The organism is Halochromatium roseum (assembly GCF_016653315.1).
GTDB classification, from domain to species: Bacteria; Pseudomonadota; Gammaproteobacteria; order Chromatiales; family Chromatiaceae; genus Lamprobacter; species Lamprobacter roseus.
Genome location: NZ_NHSH01000061.1, coordinates 41,437 through 57,552 on the forward strand (window position 1 = coordinate 41,437; position 16,116 = coordinate 57,552).

General features: G+C 63.3%; 15 protein-coding genes. 9 read left to right on the forward strand and 6 right to left on the reverse strand.

Going from position 1 to position 16,116, the window contains the following annotated elements; genetic code table 11:
• Positions 1 to 40: 40 nt before the first annotated feature.
• Positions 41 to 436: a CPCC family cysteine-rich protein gene (locus CCR96_RS13745; RefSeq protein ID WP_201220691.1), complete on the reverse strand. Its 396-nt coding sequence runs from the start codon at positions 434 to 436 to the stop codon at positions 41 to 43.
• A gap of 268 nt (positions 437 to 704) precedes the next feature.
• On the opposite strand from CCR96_RS13745, the gene rapA reads away from it, so the two are divergent.
• Positions 705 to 3,587, forward strand: a complete 2,883-nt coding sequence (gene rapA / locus CCR96_RS13750; protein ID WP_201220692.1) for an RNA polymerase-associated protein RapA — start codon at positions 705 to 707, stop codon at positions 3,585 to 3,587.
• A gap of 177 nt (positions 3,588 to 3,764) precedes the next feature.
• On the opposite strand, the gene CCR96_RS13755 is transcribed toward rapA, so the two are convergent.
• Together CCR96_RS13755 and CCR96_RS13760 are read right to left on the reverse strand one after the other, a co-directional pair.
• A complete protein-coding gene (locus CCR96_RS13755; protein WP_201220693.1) occupies positions 3,765 to 4,787 on the reverse strand; it encodes a general secretion pathway protein GspB in 1,023 nt (340 codons plus the stop codon).
• Positions 4,788 to 4,883: 96 nt separating this feature from the next.
• On the reverse strand, positions 4,884 to 6,788 hold the full coding sequence (locus tag CCR96_RS13760; protein WP_201220694.1) for an AAA family ATPase: 1,905 nt from the start codon (positions 6,786 to 6,788) through the stop codon (positions 4,884 to 4,886).
• A gap of 113 nt (positions 6,789 to 6,901) precedes the next feature.
• Here CCR96_RS13760 and CCR96_RS13765 point away from each other — a divergent pair, with 113 nt between their 5' ends.
• The 6 genes from CCR96_RS13765 to CCR96_RS13790 all read left to right on the forward strand — a co-directional run bounded on the left by CCR96_RS13765 (position 6,902) and on the right by CCR96_RS13790 (position 11,252).
• A complete protein-coding gene (locus CCR96_RS13765) occupies positions 6,902 to 7,087 on the forward strand; it encodes a hypothetical protein (protein WP_201220695.1) in 186 nt (61 codons plus the stop codon).
• Complete coding sequence (locus CCR96_RS13770) at positions 7,080 to 8,396, forward strand: sensor domain-containing diguanylate cyclase (protein WP_201220696.1); 1,317 nt, start codon at positions 7,080 to 7,082, stop codon at positions 8,394 to 8,396. Before CCR96_RS13765 ends, CCR96_RS13770 begins: the two co-directional genes overlap by 8 nt.
• Positions 8,397 to 8,618: 222 nt before the next feature.
• Entirely contained in the window at positions 8,619 to 9,059 is a 441-nt protein-coding gene (locus CCR96_RS13775) for a hypothetical protein (RefSeq protein ID WP_201220697.1), read from the forward strand.
• Positions 9,060 to 9,325: 266 nt separating this feature from the next.
• Positions 9,326 to 9,634 (forward strand): RNA recognition motif domain-containing protein, encoded by a 309-nt coding sequence (locus CCR96_RS13780; RefSeq protein ID WP_201220698.1) that lies wholly within the window; start codon positions 9,326 to 9,328, stop codon positions 9,632 to 9,634.
• A 194-nt stretch (positions 9,635 to 9,828) separates the two neighbouring features.
• Entirely contained in the window at positions 9,829 to 10,029 is a 201-nt protein-coding gene (locus CCR96_RS13785) for a Trm112 family protein (RefSeq protein ID WP_201220972.1), read from the forward strand.
• Positions 10,030 to 10,244: 215 nt separating this feature from the next.
• A complete protein-coding gene (locus CCR96_RS13790; protein WP_201220699.1) occupies positions 10,245 to 11,252 on the forward strand; it encodes an NAD-dependent epimerase in 1,008 nt (335 codons plus the stop codon).
• 198 nt (positions 11,253 to 11,450) lie between these two features.
• On the opposite strand, the gene CCR96_RS13795 is transcribed toward CCR96_RS13790, so the two are convergent.
• The 3 genes from CCR96_RS13795 to amrS all read right to left on the reverse strand — a co-directional run bounded on the left by CCR96_RS13795 (position 11,451) and on the right by amrS (position 14,565).
• The gene (locus tag CCR96_RS13795) at positions 11,451 to 12,509 is read right to left on the reverse strand and encodes a recombination-associated protein RdgC (protein ID WP_201220700.1); all 1,059 of its coding nucleotides are present in this window, start codon (positions 12,507 to 12,509) and stop codon (positions 11,451 to 11,453) included.
• A gap of 139 nt (positions 12,510 to 12,648) precedes the next feature.
• The gene (locus CCR96_RS13800; protein WP_201220701.1) at positions 12,649 to 13,338 is read right to left on the reverse strand and encodes a Uma2 family endonuclease; all 690 of its coding nucleotides are present in this window, start codon (positions 13,336 to 13,338) and stop codon (positions 12,649 to 12,651) included.
• Between the two features lie 102 nt (positions 13,339 to 13,440).
• A complete protein-coding gene (amrS, locus tag CCR96_RS13805) occupies positions 13,441 to 14,565 on the reverse strand; it encodes an AmmeMemoRadiSam system radical SAM enzyme (RefSeq protein WP_201220702.1) in 1,125 nt (374 codons plus the stop codon).
• Between the two features lie 141 nt (positions 14,566 to 14,706).
• Between amrS and amrB the strand changes: the two genes are divergently transcribed.
• Both amrB and amrA read left to right on the forward strand, forming a co-directional pair.
• A complete protein-coding gene (amrB, locus tag CCR96_RS13810; RefSeq protein ID WP_338035883.1) occupies positions 14,707 to 15,516 on the forward strand; it encodes an AmmeMemoRadiSam system protein B in 810 nt (269 codons plus the stop codon).
• Complete coding sequence (amrA, locus tag CCR96_RS13815) at positions 15,503 to 16,108, forward strand: AmmeMemoRadiSam system protein A (protein WP_201220703.1); 606 nt, start codon at positions 15,503 to 15,505, stop codon at positions 16,106 to 16,108. The genes amrB and amrA overlap by 14 nt, the downstream gene beginning before the upstream one ends.
• Positions 16,109 to 16,116: the final 8 nt, after the last annotated feature.

A 16,116-nucleotide genomic window follows, 5' to 3' on the forward strand; every position in this document is an offset into this window, starting at 1 on the left:
CTTTTCTGTATCAGTTCGGCGCAGATCAAGATGCGCGCCCTCAGCTTGCGAGCCGGCGCCAATAGGTGCGGCGCCAGTAGTAGAGCACCGTGGTATCTGGCCACGGATACGAGTCACCATAGCCAACGCCGCGCCGCGGATATTCGATATTGTCGTTGGCCAGGTCGAGCAGCCGCCAGCTGCCCTCACGCGGCTCGCCCTCGACCGGAGACCGGGTCAAACCCCGGTTGCGCTGCTCTGAGGCACCATAGCGCTGATAGTTTTGCTGCGCCTCGGCCAGGCTGACCCCGTTGCTGCTTCCGGGCATCTCCGGGAAGCGCAGTTGCGAGAGGTCATCCTCCCAGCCACAGATCGGACACCGTTGATGCGAACCAGGGACCTGATCATGGACCAGGTGTCCGCAACAGGGGCAAGGAAACTTCTCGGCAGCGTGCATCGGTAAGCCCTAATCGATGAATGTTGCTGACCAGCCTAGCGCGTGCGCGGAGCCGGAAAAACCCCTTTGTCAGTCAGCCGATCAGCCTTGTACAAGCGATATTTGACCAGCGGAAAGGTCACGCAGTCGAGCGAAGCGGGGCAAAAGTCGGGATAATTCACCCGGCATGATCGATTCCACCTGCACCTGTCGATCTTTACCCTGTCGATCTTCACCACAGTCATTTTCGCCATCTTGATCTTCGCTATTTCTCCGACCGAGCTGCCCTATGCCTGAGCCCGCCCCTGCCTTTGCCGTTGGCCAACGTTGGCTCTCTGAAACTCAGCCCGAGCTCGGCCTCGGCATGGTCGAAGCCGTCGAGCATCGACGCGTCACTGTGCTGTTTCCGGCCACCGGCGAGCGCCGCACCTATGCCGCCGACAATACGCCGCTGTGGCGAGCGCAGCTGGCCACCGGAGAGTTGTTGCGTGACCTCGATGGCCAAGATCTGACCGTAGTCGATCACCTCGAGCACAATGGCTTCATCACCTATCTGGTGCGCGATACCGCCGGTCAGGAGCAGCCACTGCCGGAGACCCGCATCGACCCCAGGCTGCGCCTGAGCCGCCCGCAGCAGCGTCTGCGCGCCGGGCGTCTCGACAGCGATACCTGGTTCCGACTCCGGGTGCAGGCCCTAGATCAAACGGCACAACTGGCAACCGCGCCAGCGCGTGGGCTGCTCGGTGCCCGCATCAGCCCGATCCCGCACCAGCTCCATATTGCTGCCGAGGTTGCCGACCGCCATCATCCACGTGTTCTGCTCGCCGACGAGGTCGGCCTCGGCAAGACCATCGAGGCCGGTCTGATCCTGCATCGGCTCCTGCTGGCCGGGCGTGTGCGTCGCGTCTTGATCCTGGTGCCCGAGCCGTTGTTGCATCAATGGCTGGTCGAGCTATTACGGCGTTTCAATCTCCGCTTTGCGCTCTTTGATCGCACAAGGGTCAGCGCCCTCGCGCAAGGCGCCGATGCGCCGAATCCGTTCGAATCCGAGCAGCACATCCTCTGTAGCCTCGATCTGCTGACCAGTGATCCGAGTCTTGCCGATGCCGCCCTGCATGCCGGCTGGGACCTGTTGATCTGCGACGAGGCCCATCATTTGGAGTGGTCGCCCACGGCCAGCAGCCCCGCCTATGACCTTGTCGCGGCGCTGGCCGCGATCACGCCCGCCGTGCTGCTGCTCACCGCGACCCCTGAACAGCTCGGACGCGTCGGCCATTTCGGTCGCTTGCGACTGCTCGACCCGGAGCGCTTCGGCGACTACCAGTCCTTCTTGGAAGAGGAGCAGGGCTACGCCCCGGTTGCCGAACTGGTCAGCCGTCTCCGCGATGAAACCCCACTGACCACTGAAGAGCAGTCGCGACTCGAGGCCCTGCTCGACGACGCCGACGGCATGACCGACGCCGAGACAGCCGAGTCTGCGCCTCGTCGCCAGCCTCTCGACGCTCAGTCCGATCGCCAAGCCATCATCGAGCGGTTGCTCGATCGCCACGGCACGGGTCGCGTGCTGTTCCGCAACACGCGCGCCGCGATCAGTGGCTTTCCCAAGCGGGAGCTGCATCCGGCGCGGCTCGAGTCTTCGGTCAGCGAGCGCGATGACGCCACCGAGGCCGAGGCCGATCCGCTCGACGCGCTCTGGTCCGCGATCGAAAACGTTGATCGCCTGGACGACGACCCGCGGCTGGATTGGCTGATCACACAGCTACGCACGCTGGCGCCGGCTAAGATCCTGCTGATCACCGCCAGTGCCGAGACCGTACTCGATCTGCGCCGCGCCCTGCTTGAGCGCGCCGGCATCCAGGCCGCGGTGTTCCATGAAGGGATGCCGATCGTCGAGCGTGATCGGGCTGCCGCCTTCTTCGCGGACCCCGAAGAGGGCTCCCAGATCCTGCTTTGCTCCGAGATCGGTAGCGAGGGGCGCAACTTCCAGTTCGCTCATCACCTCATCCTGTTCGACCTGCCCGCCGACCCGGAGCTACTGGAACAGCGCATCGGCCGCCTCGATCGGATCGGACAGACCGAAACCATCCGCATCCATGTCCCGTACCGGGCCGACACCGCGGACGAGACCCTGTTTCGCTGGTATCACGAGGGTCTCGACGCCTTCTCCGCCCATCAACCGGCCGCACCCGCGATCTTCTGGGAACAACGCGAGACGCTGCAGGCCTTGCTCGAAGACCCGATCCCCGAGGCCGCTGAGGTCGAGGCGCTGATCACCGAGGCCAAGGCGCTGCGCCTGCGGCTGGATGCCGAACTCGCCGCTGGCCGCGATCGGTTACTCGAGCTCAGCTCGCATCGCCCGGCGCGAGGCGCCGCGCTGGTGGAGGCACTCGCGGCAGAAGATCATGATCCAACCACCGAGACCTTCTTGACCGGGCTCTGGGACGCCTTCGGCGTCGAGCGCGAGCTTGGTCCGGGTGGCAGTCTCGTGGTCCGACCCGGCGCCCACATGCTGCAAGAGCGCTTTCCCGAATTGCCGGACGAAGGCATCACCGCGACCTTCAGCCGCAAGCACGCACTGGCGCATGAAGACCGACGCTTCCTGACCCGCGAACATCCGATGACGCGTGCCGCGCTCGAGCTGATGACCGGCTCGCACATGGGAACCAGCGCGATCATCCTGACCCAAGACCCGCGCTTCGCCTCCAGTGCCTTGCTGCTGGAGGCGGTCTATGTCGCCGAATGTCCAGCGCCGCCGATCCTCAACGCGCAGCGTTTCCTGCCCCCAACCGCTCGGCGCATGCTGATCGACGAAGAGGGCAAGGAACGCAGCGCCGAGATCGACATCAACGCCCTCGGCGGCAAGTGCCTGCGCTCACGGCGACCGCTAGCACGTGCACTCATCAAGGCCAAGAGCAAGGTGATCGAGGCGATGGTCGCGCTGGCCGAACAGGAGGCCGCGCGCGAGAGCCGGGCGTTACGCGAGCAAGCGGTAAGACTGATGCGGGATCAGCTCGATCAAGAGCTGGAGCGGCTGCAAGCCCTCGCCCGCCGCAACCCCGCGGTGCGCCCTGCGGAGATCGAGGCCCTAGCGGCTGAGCGCGATGCGCTTGCCGAGACGCTTGCGAATAGCCGACTGCGCCTCGATGCCCTGCGCCTCATCGCCTTTGCCTGAGTCTGAGTCTGAGTCTGAGTCTGAGTCTGAGTCTGAGTCTGAGTCTCCGTCTGAGTCTCCGTCTGTGCGTTCGGCGTCGGCCGTTGCGCCGAGCCGAGCGAACTCCCGCTTGCCGAGCGTCGCTTGCAGCCGCTTTTCACCGCTGATCTCAGGCCGATATGAAGGTCGATCGACCGCTTAGGGCGACTGGAAGAAGCGGTAGTCGTCGTAACGCACGATGGCACCATCGGCCAGCACCTGCTCGACGAAGAACCCGTCGCGCGTCAGCTCGCCCTCACGCACCTTGGCACCATTCAGATAGACGAAGCGCCGCACGGGGTCATCGTCGTAGACATGAACCGTCATCAGGAACGGCGGAAGCTGGCGCCGCAAGGTGGAAGACAGCGGCGCCGGCCGCTCGCCCGATGCGGCCTGGCGGTTATTCTCGGCGCGATTGCCGATGCTGCGTTCGGTCGATTCCGGCGCTGCAGCACTGCGACGCACCGCCTCTGCATCCCGGCTCGCGCTGGCTGCAGGGCGAGTCCCACCGGATTGAAATGTCCGCTTGAAGTCCTCGATCTCGGCGATCAAGTCCGGTGGCACTGTGGCGAAGTCACGCTCAGGCGGAGCGCTGTCAGGACTCGCCTGCCGGCGCTCGATCGAAGGAGAGGCCTCGGGGCCGAGCACCGCGCGTCTCAGCTCATCGGCACCGCGCGGGAGGCGCTCACCCGGCTTTGGCGCTGCCGGCACGACCAGCACCTGCGGCTCGACACTGAGGTCATCGGGATCACTGAGTCGCAGCGGCGACGTCGGCGAAGCGCTTGAGGCGCTCGCAACCCCAACCTCGGCGCCCACTGCGCCCTGAACAGCGGCTGCTTGCAGCGCCGCACCCTCAGGCCTGCTGCTGCCATCAGCCAATCCCTCATCGGAATCAGCATCTAGCCCAGCAACCGAGCGCTGGCCCGAGCCGATGCCGGCGCTGATGCCTTGCTCAAGCTCGCCGCTGAGCAGCGACGAAGCATCGGGAGCCGTGGTTGGACGCAGCGCGGCGTAGATTGCAACCACCACCGCAAGCGCCGCCAGCCCAACGGCCGTGAACACCCAGGGCTGGGTACGGGTGCGCTCGAGCGGGTCTTCGAACGCCGTCGCCTGCAGACGCGGCACCTGACCCATCTCGCGCTCCTGCTGCGATTTCTTCAGTGCTTCCAGGATGTACGACATAGGACGTTTAGGTGAATCTCACGCGACCCATTTTTCAGGCTAGCGCCGCGCCATGAACGTTAGAGCGATGAGCCAATCCAGCAGGGATCGGGGTCATCAGGGACGTTGAGACCGGCTAAGACGCGGGATCTCGCTGTCGGCGAGCGCATTGTTCAGCAGGATCATGGTGCGCGGCCCGGCGATGCCATCGACCGCGAGTCCACGACCCGCCTGAAATTCCCGCACCACTGCCTTCAGATTGGCGTCGTAGCGCGGGCTGCTCGTGTCGGTCAAGGATGCGTCAGGCAGCGCTGCCAGCTGTTCTCTGAGCCAGCGCACCGTATCGCCGGACGTACCCGGGCCAATCATCCGCACACCGTCCGGTGGCAGTCGCCACAGCATCAGCACATCCCCAGACCAGCGCTCATCGAGCGCCGCGATCGGCACCCGGCGCAGCATCTCACCGCGCTGCAGCACGGCAAACTCATCATCGATACCAGTGATCAGCGCATACCGCTCTTGACCATCGATCAGCAGCTGCAGCACCGCAGGCCGATCGAAGAGCCGCAGATCGCTCCAGCGTTCACGCGAACGCTCACACTCAAGTCCCAGGCTGGCAACGCCGTAGCAATCCATCGCCTCTTCTGGCGCATGGCCCCAGCGCTGCACCAGCGCCGAGATCGACTCGTCCTCATCCAATAACAGCGCTGGAAGTTCGCCGATCTCCGCTTCTGGAACCTGGGGAGTGATGCGTGCGAGCGCGATGCGGGGGATACCCTGACTGGTCTCGGCCAGCGGCGTCACGGCCGATGCCGCAGTGGCTGCGCTCAGCTCGGCTCCAGCCTGTTCCATAGAGACCGCGTCAGGGTCGATCGCCGCGACCTGGTCAGCCTCGGACGTCTCTGCAGCCTCTGCAGCCAGGCTCGCGGAATCGGTGTCGTTTGCCGCCATCAGCGCGCCGTCGGCGACGGTCTTATCGGTCGCGTCGCCCGACTCAGGGTCAGCGTCAGGGTCGGAATCCACAGCACCCGCCAACCGCGCAGCCTCATCATCGACACCCAATTCGGCCCAGACCTTAGCGGCCCGATCGAGCTGCTGCTGTGTACGCTCCAACAGACCAGAGGCACCAAGCCAGCCGCCAACGCCAAGGGCCAAGACTAAGGCCGCGGCCATCGCCCATTGCGGCTGATGGCGCGAGCGTTGCCGCGGCTGCTCGCCACCGAGCAGCTCGTGGGCGGCTCGACGCACAATCGCGGGTGTGACCTGCATGCGCCGACTCACCGCGGCGCCGAGCAGGGAGCGGTCGCAGATCAGGTTGATCAACCGTGGCACACCGCGCGATCGCCGATGCACCTCGCGCAGCGCTGCGGCGCTGAATAAGGGCCGCTGCACGCCAGCAACCGTAATCCGGTGATCGACATAGGCCGCGGTCTCGCGCGCCGACAGCGGGCTGAGATGAAAGCGCGCCGTGATGCGCTGGTTGAGCTGACGCAGCTCCTGCGAGGCCAGGATTTCGCGCAGCTCGGGCTGGCCGATGAGAAAGATCTGCAGCAGCTTTTGCTTAGAGGTCTCGAGGTTGGTCAGCAGCCGCACCTGCTCGAGCACCCGCGGACGCAGATTCTGCGCCTCATCGATAACGACCACGGGATGACGACCACGCGCATGGGCATCGAGCAGAAAGCTGTTCAGCCGATCCACCAGCACCTTGACCGAATCATGGTGCTCCGACGTCGCGACACCAAACTCTTGGCAGATCGCATGCATCAGCTCGATCGCCGTCATCGCCGGGTTCAACACCAGCGCAACGTCAACCTGCTCCGGGGTCTGCTCCAAGAATGCGCGGCAGATGGTGGTCTTGCCGGTACCAACCTCGCCCGTCAGCAAGACGAAGCCTCCGTTCTCACCGGCACCATAGAGTAGGTGCGCGAGTGCCTCCCGATGCTGCTCACTGAGAAACAGGTACTGCGGGTCTGGGGTGATCGAGAAACTGGCTTCGCTAAGGCCGAAATAGTTAAGGTACACGGTTAGACCTGCGCAACTGCGCGGACGTAAGGAAAGGGCCTGCGCCGGGCTTGGTATCGACCCGAACCTCTATCATAAGACCCACGCGATTTTGCTGCACCCTTTTGGCGCCGATGGACACCGATCCTGATAAACTGTCCTGTTTATCCGTAAGCAGCAGCCACGAAGGCCATCCGATGTTCAACGCTGACGATGTGCTGGTGATGATCATCACCGCTGTCTCTAAGGACCTGGCCGGTCCAATCCTCGAACAACGACCATCAACCACACCTCGCTCATTCGGAGTGAAGTATGACTGATCTAACCTCGACGGCCGGGTTGCGTCTGCATCAACGCTTGTTATTGGTCTGTGGATTCTGGTTGTTTATCGTCAGTGCCTCCTTGGCCTGGAACATCCATCAGGCCACACAGAGCCGAGATCTCCTGGCCCGACAGACGGCAAACGCCTTCTTCGAGCAACTGCTGCTGACCCGGCACTGGAATGCCCTGCATGGCGGCGTCTACGTGCCGGTCACCGAGATCACTCAGCCAAACCCTTATCTCGACGACGAGCGGCGCGAGATTCGTGTCTCCGATGACCTGGTGCTCACCAAGATCAACCCGGCCTTTATGACCCGGCAGCTCAGTGAGATGGCCATGGAGCGCAGCAGCGTTCAATTCCATATCACCAGCCTGAACCCGATTCGCCCCGCCAACGCGCCATATCCATGGGAAGAGCAGGCGCTGAAACAGTTTGAAGCCGGCGTCAAAGAATTCGGCGAGATCGCACGCGATGGTGAACGCTTGATCTACCGATACATGGCGCCCCTCATCACCGAACAGGCCTGCCTAAAGTGCCATGCCGACCAAGGGTATCAGGTTGGCGACGTACGCGGTGGGGTGAGTGTCACCTTGCCGACCCTAGCGCCGTTGCCGATCGCGGGATTGGTTGGCAGTCATATAGCCATCGCAGTCTCCGGCCTGCTCTTGATCCTCGGGCTTGGCTGGCTGTTGCGGCGCGCCTATGACGAGCTGAGACGACAGGCTGTGGTCGACGCGCTGACGAGCATCCCAAACCGCCGCTACTTTATCGAACAGTTGATCCGCGAACTGCACCGCGGCGCGCGCGAGCATGTACCACTGTCTCTCATCATCTTTGATATCGACTACTTCAAGCACTACAACGACCATTATGGCCATCTGGCCGGAGACCGTTGCTTACGCACGGTGGCCGATGCGTTAAAGGCAGGCCTGCACCGCGCCACCGATTTCTGTGCCCGCTACGGCGGTGAGGAGTTCGTGGTGGTCTTGCCGAACACGGGGCCCAAAGGCGCCGTCAAGATTGCGGAAGAACTCCGTCGATCGATCTTGAGCCTTGATCTCGACCACGCGGCCGCCCCCTTTGGCAAGGTCACGATCAGCGCCGGTGTCGCCACCAACACGCTCGGTGCGTTGGACCACGAGAGCCTAATCGATCGAGCTGACGGAGCCCTCTACCAAGCCAAGGCGCGGGGGCGAAATCGCATCGAAGCAGAAGTCGCCGGCGAACGCGCGCCGAGCAATCAAGGGCCGCCAGCCATTGCCGCAGCGCGTCGTGCCGAAGGGGGGTTCAGAGCGGCACCTGTTTAGCCCGTCAGCCACTGCAGCGCTAGATGGCCCGCTCTTCTTGCCCGGCCTGATTCTCTAGGCCGTGTATGAGGCCTAGAGCGCTACAATGCCTCGACAAAACGGTTTCCTGACGAACGCCGTCAGAAGGGCGGCTTCCGCTAGAATGACGCCAGCATTAACGCTCGCGTCAACGCCTGCTCGAGACGGCGGACGCCTATTCAACCTGCAGAAGGAATATCGTTCATGACCGCCACTACCTTGCGCCAGCGGCCAAGCCGACTCAGATTCCTCGGGCTGCTTTCCGCGCTGCTCCTGGCCAGCTGCGCCGAAGACCCGATGGGGCCCGAGAACCGGTTCGCGCTCATCGCTTTTGGTCAGTGCAGCTACGATCAGGCGCTGATGCTTGCCGATCAGGCCATCGCAAAAGGCAATGTCGACAATGTCGAGCGAGGGCTGATGCTGAAGGCCGCAATCTTTCGGGATCGCGGCGATCCCGAGGCCGCTGAGGCGCTGTATCCCAAGATCGACGCGGCCTGGCAAGCAGCCAAAGAGAAGCCACTGTCAGAGAGTCGGCGCCTACGCGACATCCAGATGTTTATCGACATCGCCCATGCCGAACGGCATGCAAAAGGCCTCGATCCATCTTGTCAGGGAAACCCTGATTCCATCGCTAGGGACAATTGAGGATTCGGCATCAGCCAATCGCTGAACCAACGCAACGGCGGCAGATTTTCCTTTCAACCGCCGAATCGGCCGTGTATGCTCCCGCCATCGATCATCGCGTTGTGCAAGCCGATGGAGTCTGGGCTGTGCAACCCCGCCGCCCGCTTAACCTCGCTTTATCGATCCGACGGATGACCTGTTCATCCACTGCTACGGCCGCTTGATTTGCACACTGGTCTGCGGCGGTTCCTTTTTCTACAGTGTGTATTTCCAGAGAGACGAGACTGATGAATATCTACGTTGGCAACCTGGCCTACAGCGTGACCCAGGATGAGCTCCGTGAAGCCTTTGGCGCTTACGGCGAAGTCGAAAGTGCAAACCTGATCATGGATAAGTTCACGGGCGAATCGAAGGGCTTCGGCTTCGTCGAAATGCCTAACAACAGCGAGGCGGACGCCGCCATCAAGGCACTCAATGAGCAGCCGATGAAGGGTCGTCCGATTCGCGTCAACCAGGCCAAACCACGCGCTGAGCGTAGCGGCGGCGGTGGTCGTCCTGGTGGCGGCGGTGGTCCAGGCGGCGGTCGCCGCTGGTAAGCACTGATCACCAGGCCCGAATCCTTAGCTGAGGGGCCGGGCTTGCAGTGATACAAACGGCCGGAACGGGAGCAATCCCGCTCCGGCCGTTTCACATTACGGGCCCGATCGACGAATCGACAACGCGAAACGCGCAAGGCTGAGGTAGCATTCAGGTTTGTGACCGCAACCTGTCTGAACCAGAGAAGATCATGTTGGATAAGAAGCTCCTCGACATCCTCGTCTGCCCCGTGACCAAAGGCCCGCTCATCTACGACAAGGATAACGCGGAATTGGTCGCCGTCGCCGCACGGCTCGCCTACCCGATCCGCGATGGCATCCCGGTGATGCTCGAGGACGAGGCGCGGACGCTAAGCGAGGATGAGGCCGAGGCTTGGCGTAAGAAACAGGCGTAAGGCGATTGCTGCCAATCGCCGAAGCGCGATACATCGCATCGTCTCTCCATCCAGCTGCGGGCAAAGCGCGCGTCACCAGGGTTTCTAACCCGCCCTTGTGCGTCAAGAAGGCCCAGGGTCGCATCCGGCAGTATCATCTCGCCGGAACGATGATCGAGCCTGCAGCATCCCGGATTCACAGATAGCGCAATGATAGCGCTGAGGAAGGTGCAAGCATGAAGGTGCTAGTTACGGGAAGCGCCGGTTTCATCGGCTCGGCGCTGTCGATGCGGTTGCTCGAGCGCGGCGATGAGGTCGTCGGGGTCGACAACCTGAACGATTACTATGATGTCGGACTCAAGCAAGCGCGCCTCGCGCGGACTCAAGGTCAACCCGGTTTTACCGATCTGCGCCTTGATCTCGAAGACCGTGAGGGTATTGCGCGCGCCTTTGCTGAACACAAGCCAGAGCGCGTCGTCAACCTGGCGGCGCAAGCCGGGGTGCGCTACTCGATCGAGAACCCGCTCGCCTACATCGATACCAACCTGGTCGGCTTTGCCCACATCCTCGAGGGCTGCCGACACCATGGCGTCGAGCATCTGGTCTACGCCTCCAGCAGCTCGGTCTATGGCGCCAATACCAGCATGCCGTTCTCGGTACACGACAACGTCGATCACCCGCTCAGCCTCTACGCCGCCAGCAAGAAGGCGAATGAGCTGATGGCGCATACCTACAGCCATCTGTATCGGCTGCCGACCACTGGTCTACGCTTCTTCACCGTCTATGGCCCTTGGGGCCGGCCGGATATGGCGCTGTTCAAGTTCACCCGGGCGATCCTTGCCGGGGAGCCGATCGAGGTCTTCAACTATGGCCAACACCGGCGCGATTTCACCTATGTCGACGATATCGTCGAAGGCGTGATCCGCGTGCTCGATCGGGTGCCGGAGCCGAATCCGAGCTGGAGCGGCGCCGAACCGGATTCGGCCAGCAGCAGCGCGCCCTACCGCCTCTACAACATCGGCAATAACCGACCAGTAGAGCTGATGCACTACATCGAGACCTTAGAGCACTGTCTCGGGCGCAGCGCCGAGAAACAGCTGCTCCCGCTGCAGCCGGGCGATGTGCCGGATACCTTTGCCGATGTCACTGACTTGGTCGAGGATCTTGGCTATCAACCCGCCACCAGCGTTGAAACCGGCGTCGCGCGCTTCGTAGACTGGTATCGGGCGTATTACCAGGTCTGACGTTGAGTGACTGTCCAGAAATTGCTTCCCTGTTTTGCAGCCATCGGTCGCAGCAGCGTCGGGAAGTAAAAGATGGACACTTCCTGATGCCGCGCTGCCGGTGTTTGCAGCCCGGCTTGTTTCAGGCCAGGATGGCCTGATAACGAGTCCAATGCGGCTGCTTTGATCGCAGCCGGTCGAGCTGGCCACGCACAAGCATCACTCCCAAGGTGGGCGATCTTCGGTCTCAGCGGCCCCTGAAGCCTGGTCCGATACCGCAACCGACGTCGAGTTCGGCTCAAGCTGGGACGTCGGCATCGGCTCGCTTGGCCTCTGGATATCGGCACCGAATCCCAGGGCTGGAGCGGCAATGGACCGCTCGGACAACACCTCGAACTCCTCGCAAATCCGCGCCAGCACCGCGCGCAGCTCGAGCGAGAGCAGCGCTAGCTCGGCATCGAGGAGCGCACCCTCATCATCGGCATCGCCGGTATCGAGATCATTCTTCACCTCATCGGCAAAGCGCAAGCGCTTGAGACTCAGATCCTCACCCAGTAGCAGCGAGAGACGATCCTTCCAGTTGATGCCAATGCTCACCGCGCGCTTGCCGGTATCGAGATGGTTGCGGATCTCCGGCGCGCTCAGGTCCTGACCCCGGCAACGCACCGTCGAGCGCGCATCCTCGGCATCCTGCAGCACACAGGAATCCTCAAGCTCAATGCCCTCGGCGGCCTGGCCGGCGCGTATCCAGCTGCTCAGGCGCTCAGCGGCGATGACCTGTGGCTCCAGCGGTTTGACCGGAAAGCTGCCGAGGCTCTCGCGGAGCAACGCCAGCAGCTCTTCCGCCGCCTTGTCGCTGCCGGCGTCGATCACCACCCAGCCCTCCTCCGCATCGATATAGGCGCGCACCACCCGCGAGCGGGTAAAGGCCTTGGGCAACATCTCGGCGAGCAATTCTTCGCGTAGCTGCGTGCGCTCGCGCCGGGCCACCTCGCGCATCTCGGCCTGCTCGATCTCAGCGACGCGCTCGGCCACCGCCTCGGTCACCACCGAGCCCGGTAGCAATCGCTCTTGCCGGCGCATGGCGAGCAGATGCACCGTGCCGACCGTATGCACCAGCATCTCGGCCTTGGGCCCCAGCGGCGCCGTCCAGCCCATGGTCGCCGTCTCGACCGGACCACAGGGGCGGAAGCGGCGCTCGCCCAACTGCGCATGCAGGCCCATCTGATCCAGCTCGAACGGCACCTGCAGCCGATACACCTTGGCGTTCTTGAACACAGCCGATCCTCCGCAAAAAGCCCGGCATTATGAACCCCGCCGCTTTCCGCGCAAGTGGTTTCGATCAAGCAGCCAACGGATGCGGTCCGCGCCAGCCGGCGGCGAGGCCCACGGCAACCGCGACGAACGAGGATTCAACTCAAGACGGCCGCGCGCTGGCCGGATCATCGCCCGCGGGATCGGCGGATGCCTGACGCAACGCCGCGCGGTACGCACGCATCGCCGCCGAGGTCGTGTCATAGCCGTCAAGAAAACGCTCGAGCAGCCTCAGATCGAGATCGGGCAGCACCTCACTGGTTGCCACCGGCCGGTACTGCTCATCGCGCCAAACATAGGGCGTCACTCGCGCATGCTGCCAGATCCAGACCTCAGCCACACCCAGCCGGTGATACAGCGCGAGCTTGTCGATCCCGCCTGAGGTCCAGATCACCTCGATGGCGAGGTGAGGCCGCTCGAGCGAGCTGTCGGTGCCAAAGATGTAGCACTCGTCTGGCTCCAGGCCGGCCTCCTTGGCCGCGTCCTTGAGCGTCCAGCTGCCAAAGGGGGTGAAATCGATATCGCGCGCCTGGCAATAGACCTCGACCAGGCAACCGATGAGCGATTTGATCCGTTCATGATGCGAGGATGGGCTCATGATCTCGATGGTTCCCCGGTCATAGGCGATTCTCGGCGCGGATCTTTCGCCACGCATGGCCAGCACGCGCTCGAAATCGTCCCAGCTGGCCTGCCGCAAGAAAACCCGGTGGTCCTCGATCGCGGCATCGGCGAGCAGGTCGGCCGGAATCGCCACATGCGCCAGCCGAGTCTTGACCGGCGGCTGCGCAATCATTGGTCGAACATGCCCAGACATGGTTGATGACCCTTGAGGCTGTTGGCAATGAAAGACTCAGCTTAGCCGGTCGTCGGGCATCCATGCCACTCAGGTTCGCGCTCAGGAGGCCACAGCCGCCGGGCGCACCCTCAGCCGACCTGCGCCAAACGCCCCGGGCTCGGCCTCGAACACCCCGGCGCAGCGGGTACCGCAGCGCTCACAGGTCCCCTCGGCGGTCAAGCCGCAGCGCCCAAGCCGGTACCAATCGCGTTCGATCAACAGGTGGCCGCAGGCATGGCACCAGGTACTGTTGCCCTCGCCGTCATGCACGTTGCCGGTATAGGCATAGCGCACCCCCTGCTCAAGCGCGATCCGCCGCGCCCGGGTCAGGGTCGCCGCTGGCGTCGGCGGCACATCCAGCATCTTGTAGGCCGGATGGAAGGCGCTGAAATGCATCGGCACCTCCGGTCCCAGATGCTCGACCACCCAGGCCGCCATCGCGCTCAGCTCGGCATCGCTGTCGTTCTCGCCCGGGATCAGCAGCGTCGTCAGCTCGAGCCAGACGTCGGTCTCTTGATGGAGATACTCCAATGTCTCCAACACCGGGCCGAGCCGCGCGCTGCAGAGGCGCTTGTAGAACGCGTCGGTGAATCCCTTCAGGTCGACATTGGCGGCATCCATCTCGGCGAAGAAGGTCTCGCGTGCGCCGGGACTGAGATAGCCCGCGGTGACGGCGACGTTGCGGATGCCCTGCTCGCGGCAGGCATGCGCGGTATCACAGGCGTACTCGAGGAAGATGACCGGATCATTGTAGGTGTAGGCGACGCTGCGGCAACCGTGCCTGAGCGCGGCATCGGCAATCTGCCGCGGCGACGCCTCCTCGGCGAGCAGATCCATCTCGCGGGATTTGCTCATATCCCAGTTCTGGCAGAAGCGGCAGGTCAGGTTACAACCAGCGGTGCCGAACGAGAGCACCGAGGTGCCGGGCAGGAAGTGATTGAGCGGCTTCTTCTCGATCGGATCGATGCAGAAACCGCTGGCACGACCATAGGCATAGAGGCGAATCTGATCGCCTTCGCGGCCGCGCACGAAACAGAGCCCGCGTTGCCCCTCATGCAGCGCGCAGGCGCGCGGACAGACATCGCATTGCACCCGTCCGTCATCCAGCTGATGATAGAACTGCGTGGGGTGGCCTCGAACTTGGCGGCCTTGCAAGCCCGATGAGTCGGCTGTCGACTTGAACATCATGCACCTCCATCGTTTGCCCTGAAGCCTCGTTCTTTCTTGACTAAAATTGTAGTAGGCATGTCGGTAAGATCGAGTTGCGCAAGATCTACTCTCGCGAGGTCTACTCTCGCCAGGTCTACTATCTCGAGGTCTACTAGGATGATGATGCAAAATGTACAAGCGCCGGCCGTCGCCGGCCTCTTCTACACGGCTGATCCACAACAATTGAACGCCGAGGTGCGGGGCTTTGTCGCCGAGGGCGTTGCCCGGGCCGGCGGCAAACCGCTGCCGCGCGCCAAGGCGCTCATCGTGCCGCATGCGGGCTATGTTTATTCAGGCTCCATCGCCGGCAGCGCCTACGCGGCCATCGCCGAGCAGGCCGAGCAGATCGAGCGCGTGCTGATCCTGGGGCCACCGCATCGGTTCCCGGTGCGCGGGCTCGCCACCAGCAGTGCCGATGCCTTCGAGACCCCGCTCGGCCGCGTACCGGTCGATCAGGCAGCCATCGAGCGTCTGCTCGCCGATTACCCGCAGGTTCAGCGTCTCGACCAGGCCTTCGACGGTGAGCACTGTATCGAGGTGCAGCTGCCCTTCCTGCAGGTTCTGCTCGATCGCTTCAGCATCGTCCCACTGCTGGTCGGCAGCAGCCAGCCACAGCAGGTCGCTGAGGTGCTGGAGCCGTTCTGGAGCCAGGATGATAGCCTGATCCTGATCAGCTCCGATCTCAGTCATTACCTGGATTATGCATCGGGGCAGGCCCTTGATGCGCGGACCTCAGAGGCTATCTTGAGCCTAGACGCTGAGCGGATCGGCCCAGAACAGGCCTGCGGGCGCAACGCCATCGCCGGCCTGCTGCAGTTGGCCAAGGCGCAGCATGCGGAGGCGCGGCTGCTCGATCTACGCAGCTCGGGCGATACCGCGGGACCACGCGATCGCGTGGTAGGCTATGGCGCCTATGAGCTCGCTTGATCCGCCGCCCCCATCCCCGACGCCCCTCGAATCATCGCTCGATCCGAGCGCGCGGCAGCGCCTGCTCGAGATCGCTCGGCTGTCGATTCGACAGGGGCTCGAGCAGGGATGTGCGCTACAGTTGATCGCCGAGCAAGAAGCGCCAGCCCTTCAGGCCAAGCGCGCAAGCTTCGTCACCCTTGAACGCCAGGGCCGGCTGCGCGGCTGCATTGGTCATCTAGAAGCAGTTACCGCCCTCGCTTGCGACGTCGCCGAGAACGCCTATGCCGCCGCCTTCCGCGACCCACGCTTCGCGCCACTCTCCGCCCAGGAGATCGGCGATCTAGAGATCCACATCTCGGTGCTGACGCCATCGCAGCCGCTCGCGTTCAGCAGCGAGGCTGAGTTGCTCGCGGCGATCGAGCCTGGCGTCGATGGGCTGATCCTCAGTGAAGGCAACCGGCGCGGAACCTTCCTGCCATCGGTCTGGGAGCAGTTGCCAACCCGGGAGGAGTTTCTCAGACATCTGAAGCAGAAGGCAGGGTTGGCGCCAGATCATTGGTCGCCGCAGATCCAGGTGGCACGCTACCGCACCGAATCCTTTGGCGACTGATCGCATCC

Excerpts from the sequence above, each read along its gene's own strand:
- CCR96_RS13745 (WP_201220691.1), bottom strand. The coding sequence starts at position 436 with ATGCACGCTGCCGAGAAGTTTCCTTGCCCCTGTTGCGGACACCTGGTC.
- rapA (WP_201220692.1), top strand. The coding sequence starts at position 705 with ATGCCTGAGCCCGCCCCTGCCTTTGCCGTTGGCCAACGTTGGCTCTCT.
- CCR96_RS13755 (WP_201220693.1), bottom strand. The coding sequence starts at position 4,787 with ATGTCGTACATCCTGGAAGCACTGAAGAAATCGCAGCAGGAGCGCGAG.
- CCR96_RS13765 (WP_201220695.1), top strand. The coding sequence starts at position 6,902 with ATGGACACCGATCCTGATAAACTGTCCTGTTTATCCGTAAGCAGCAGC.
- CCR96_RS13770 (WP_201220696.1), top strand. The coding sequence starts at position 7,080 with ATGACTGATCTAACCTCGACGGCCGGGTTGCGTCTGCATCAACGCTTG.
- CCR96_RS13775 (WP_201220697.1), top strand. The coding sequence starts at position 8,619 with ATGACCGCCACTACCTTGCGCCAGCGGCCAAGCCGACTCAGATTCCTC.
- CCR96_RS13780 (WP_201220698.1), top strand. The coding sequence starts at position 9,326 with ATGAATATCTACGTTGGCAACCTGGCCTACAGCGTGACCCAGGATGAG.
- CCR96_RS13790 (WP_201220699.1), top strand. The coding sequence starts at position 10,245 with ATGAAGGTGCTAGTTACGGGAAGCGCCGGTTTCATCGGCTCGGCGCTG.
- CCR96_RS13800 (WP_201220701.1), bottom strand. The coding sequence starts at position 13,338 with ATGATTGCGCAGCCGCCGGTCAAGACTCGGCTGGCGCATGTGGCGATT.
- amrS (WP_201220702.1), bottom strand. The coding sequence starts at position 14,565 with ATGTTCAAGTCGACAGCCGACTCATCGGGCTTGCAAGGCCGCCAAGTT.
- amrB (WP_338035883.1), top strand. The coding sequence starts at position 14,707 with ATGATGATGCAAAATGTACAAGCGCCGGCCGTCGCCGGCCTCTTCTAC.
- amrA (WP_201220703.1), top strand. The coding sequence starts at position 15,503 with ATGAGCTCGCTTGATCCGCCGCCCCCATCCCCGACGCCCCTCGAATCA.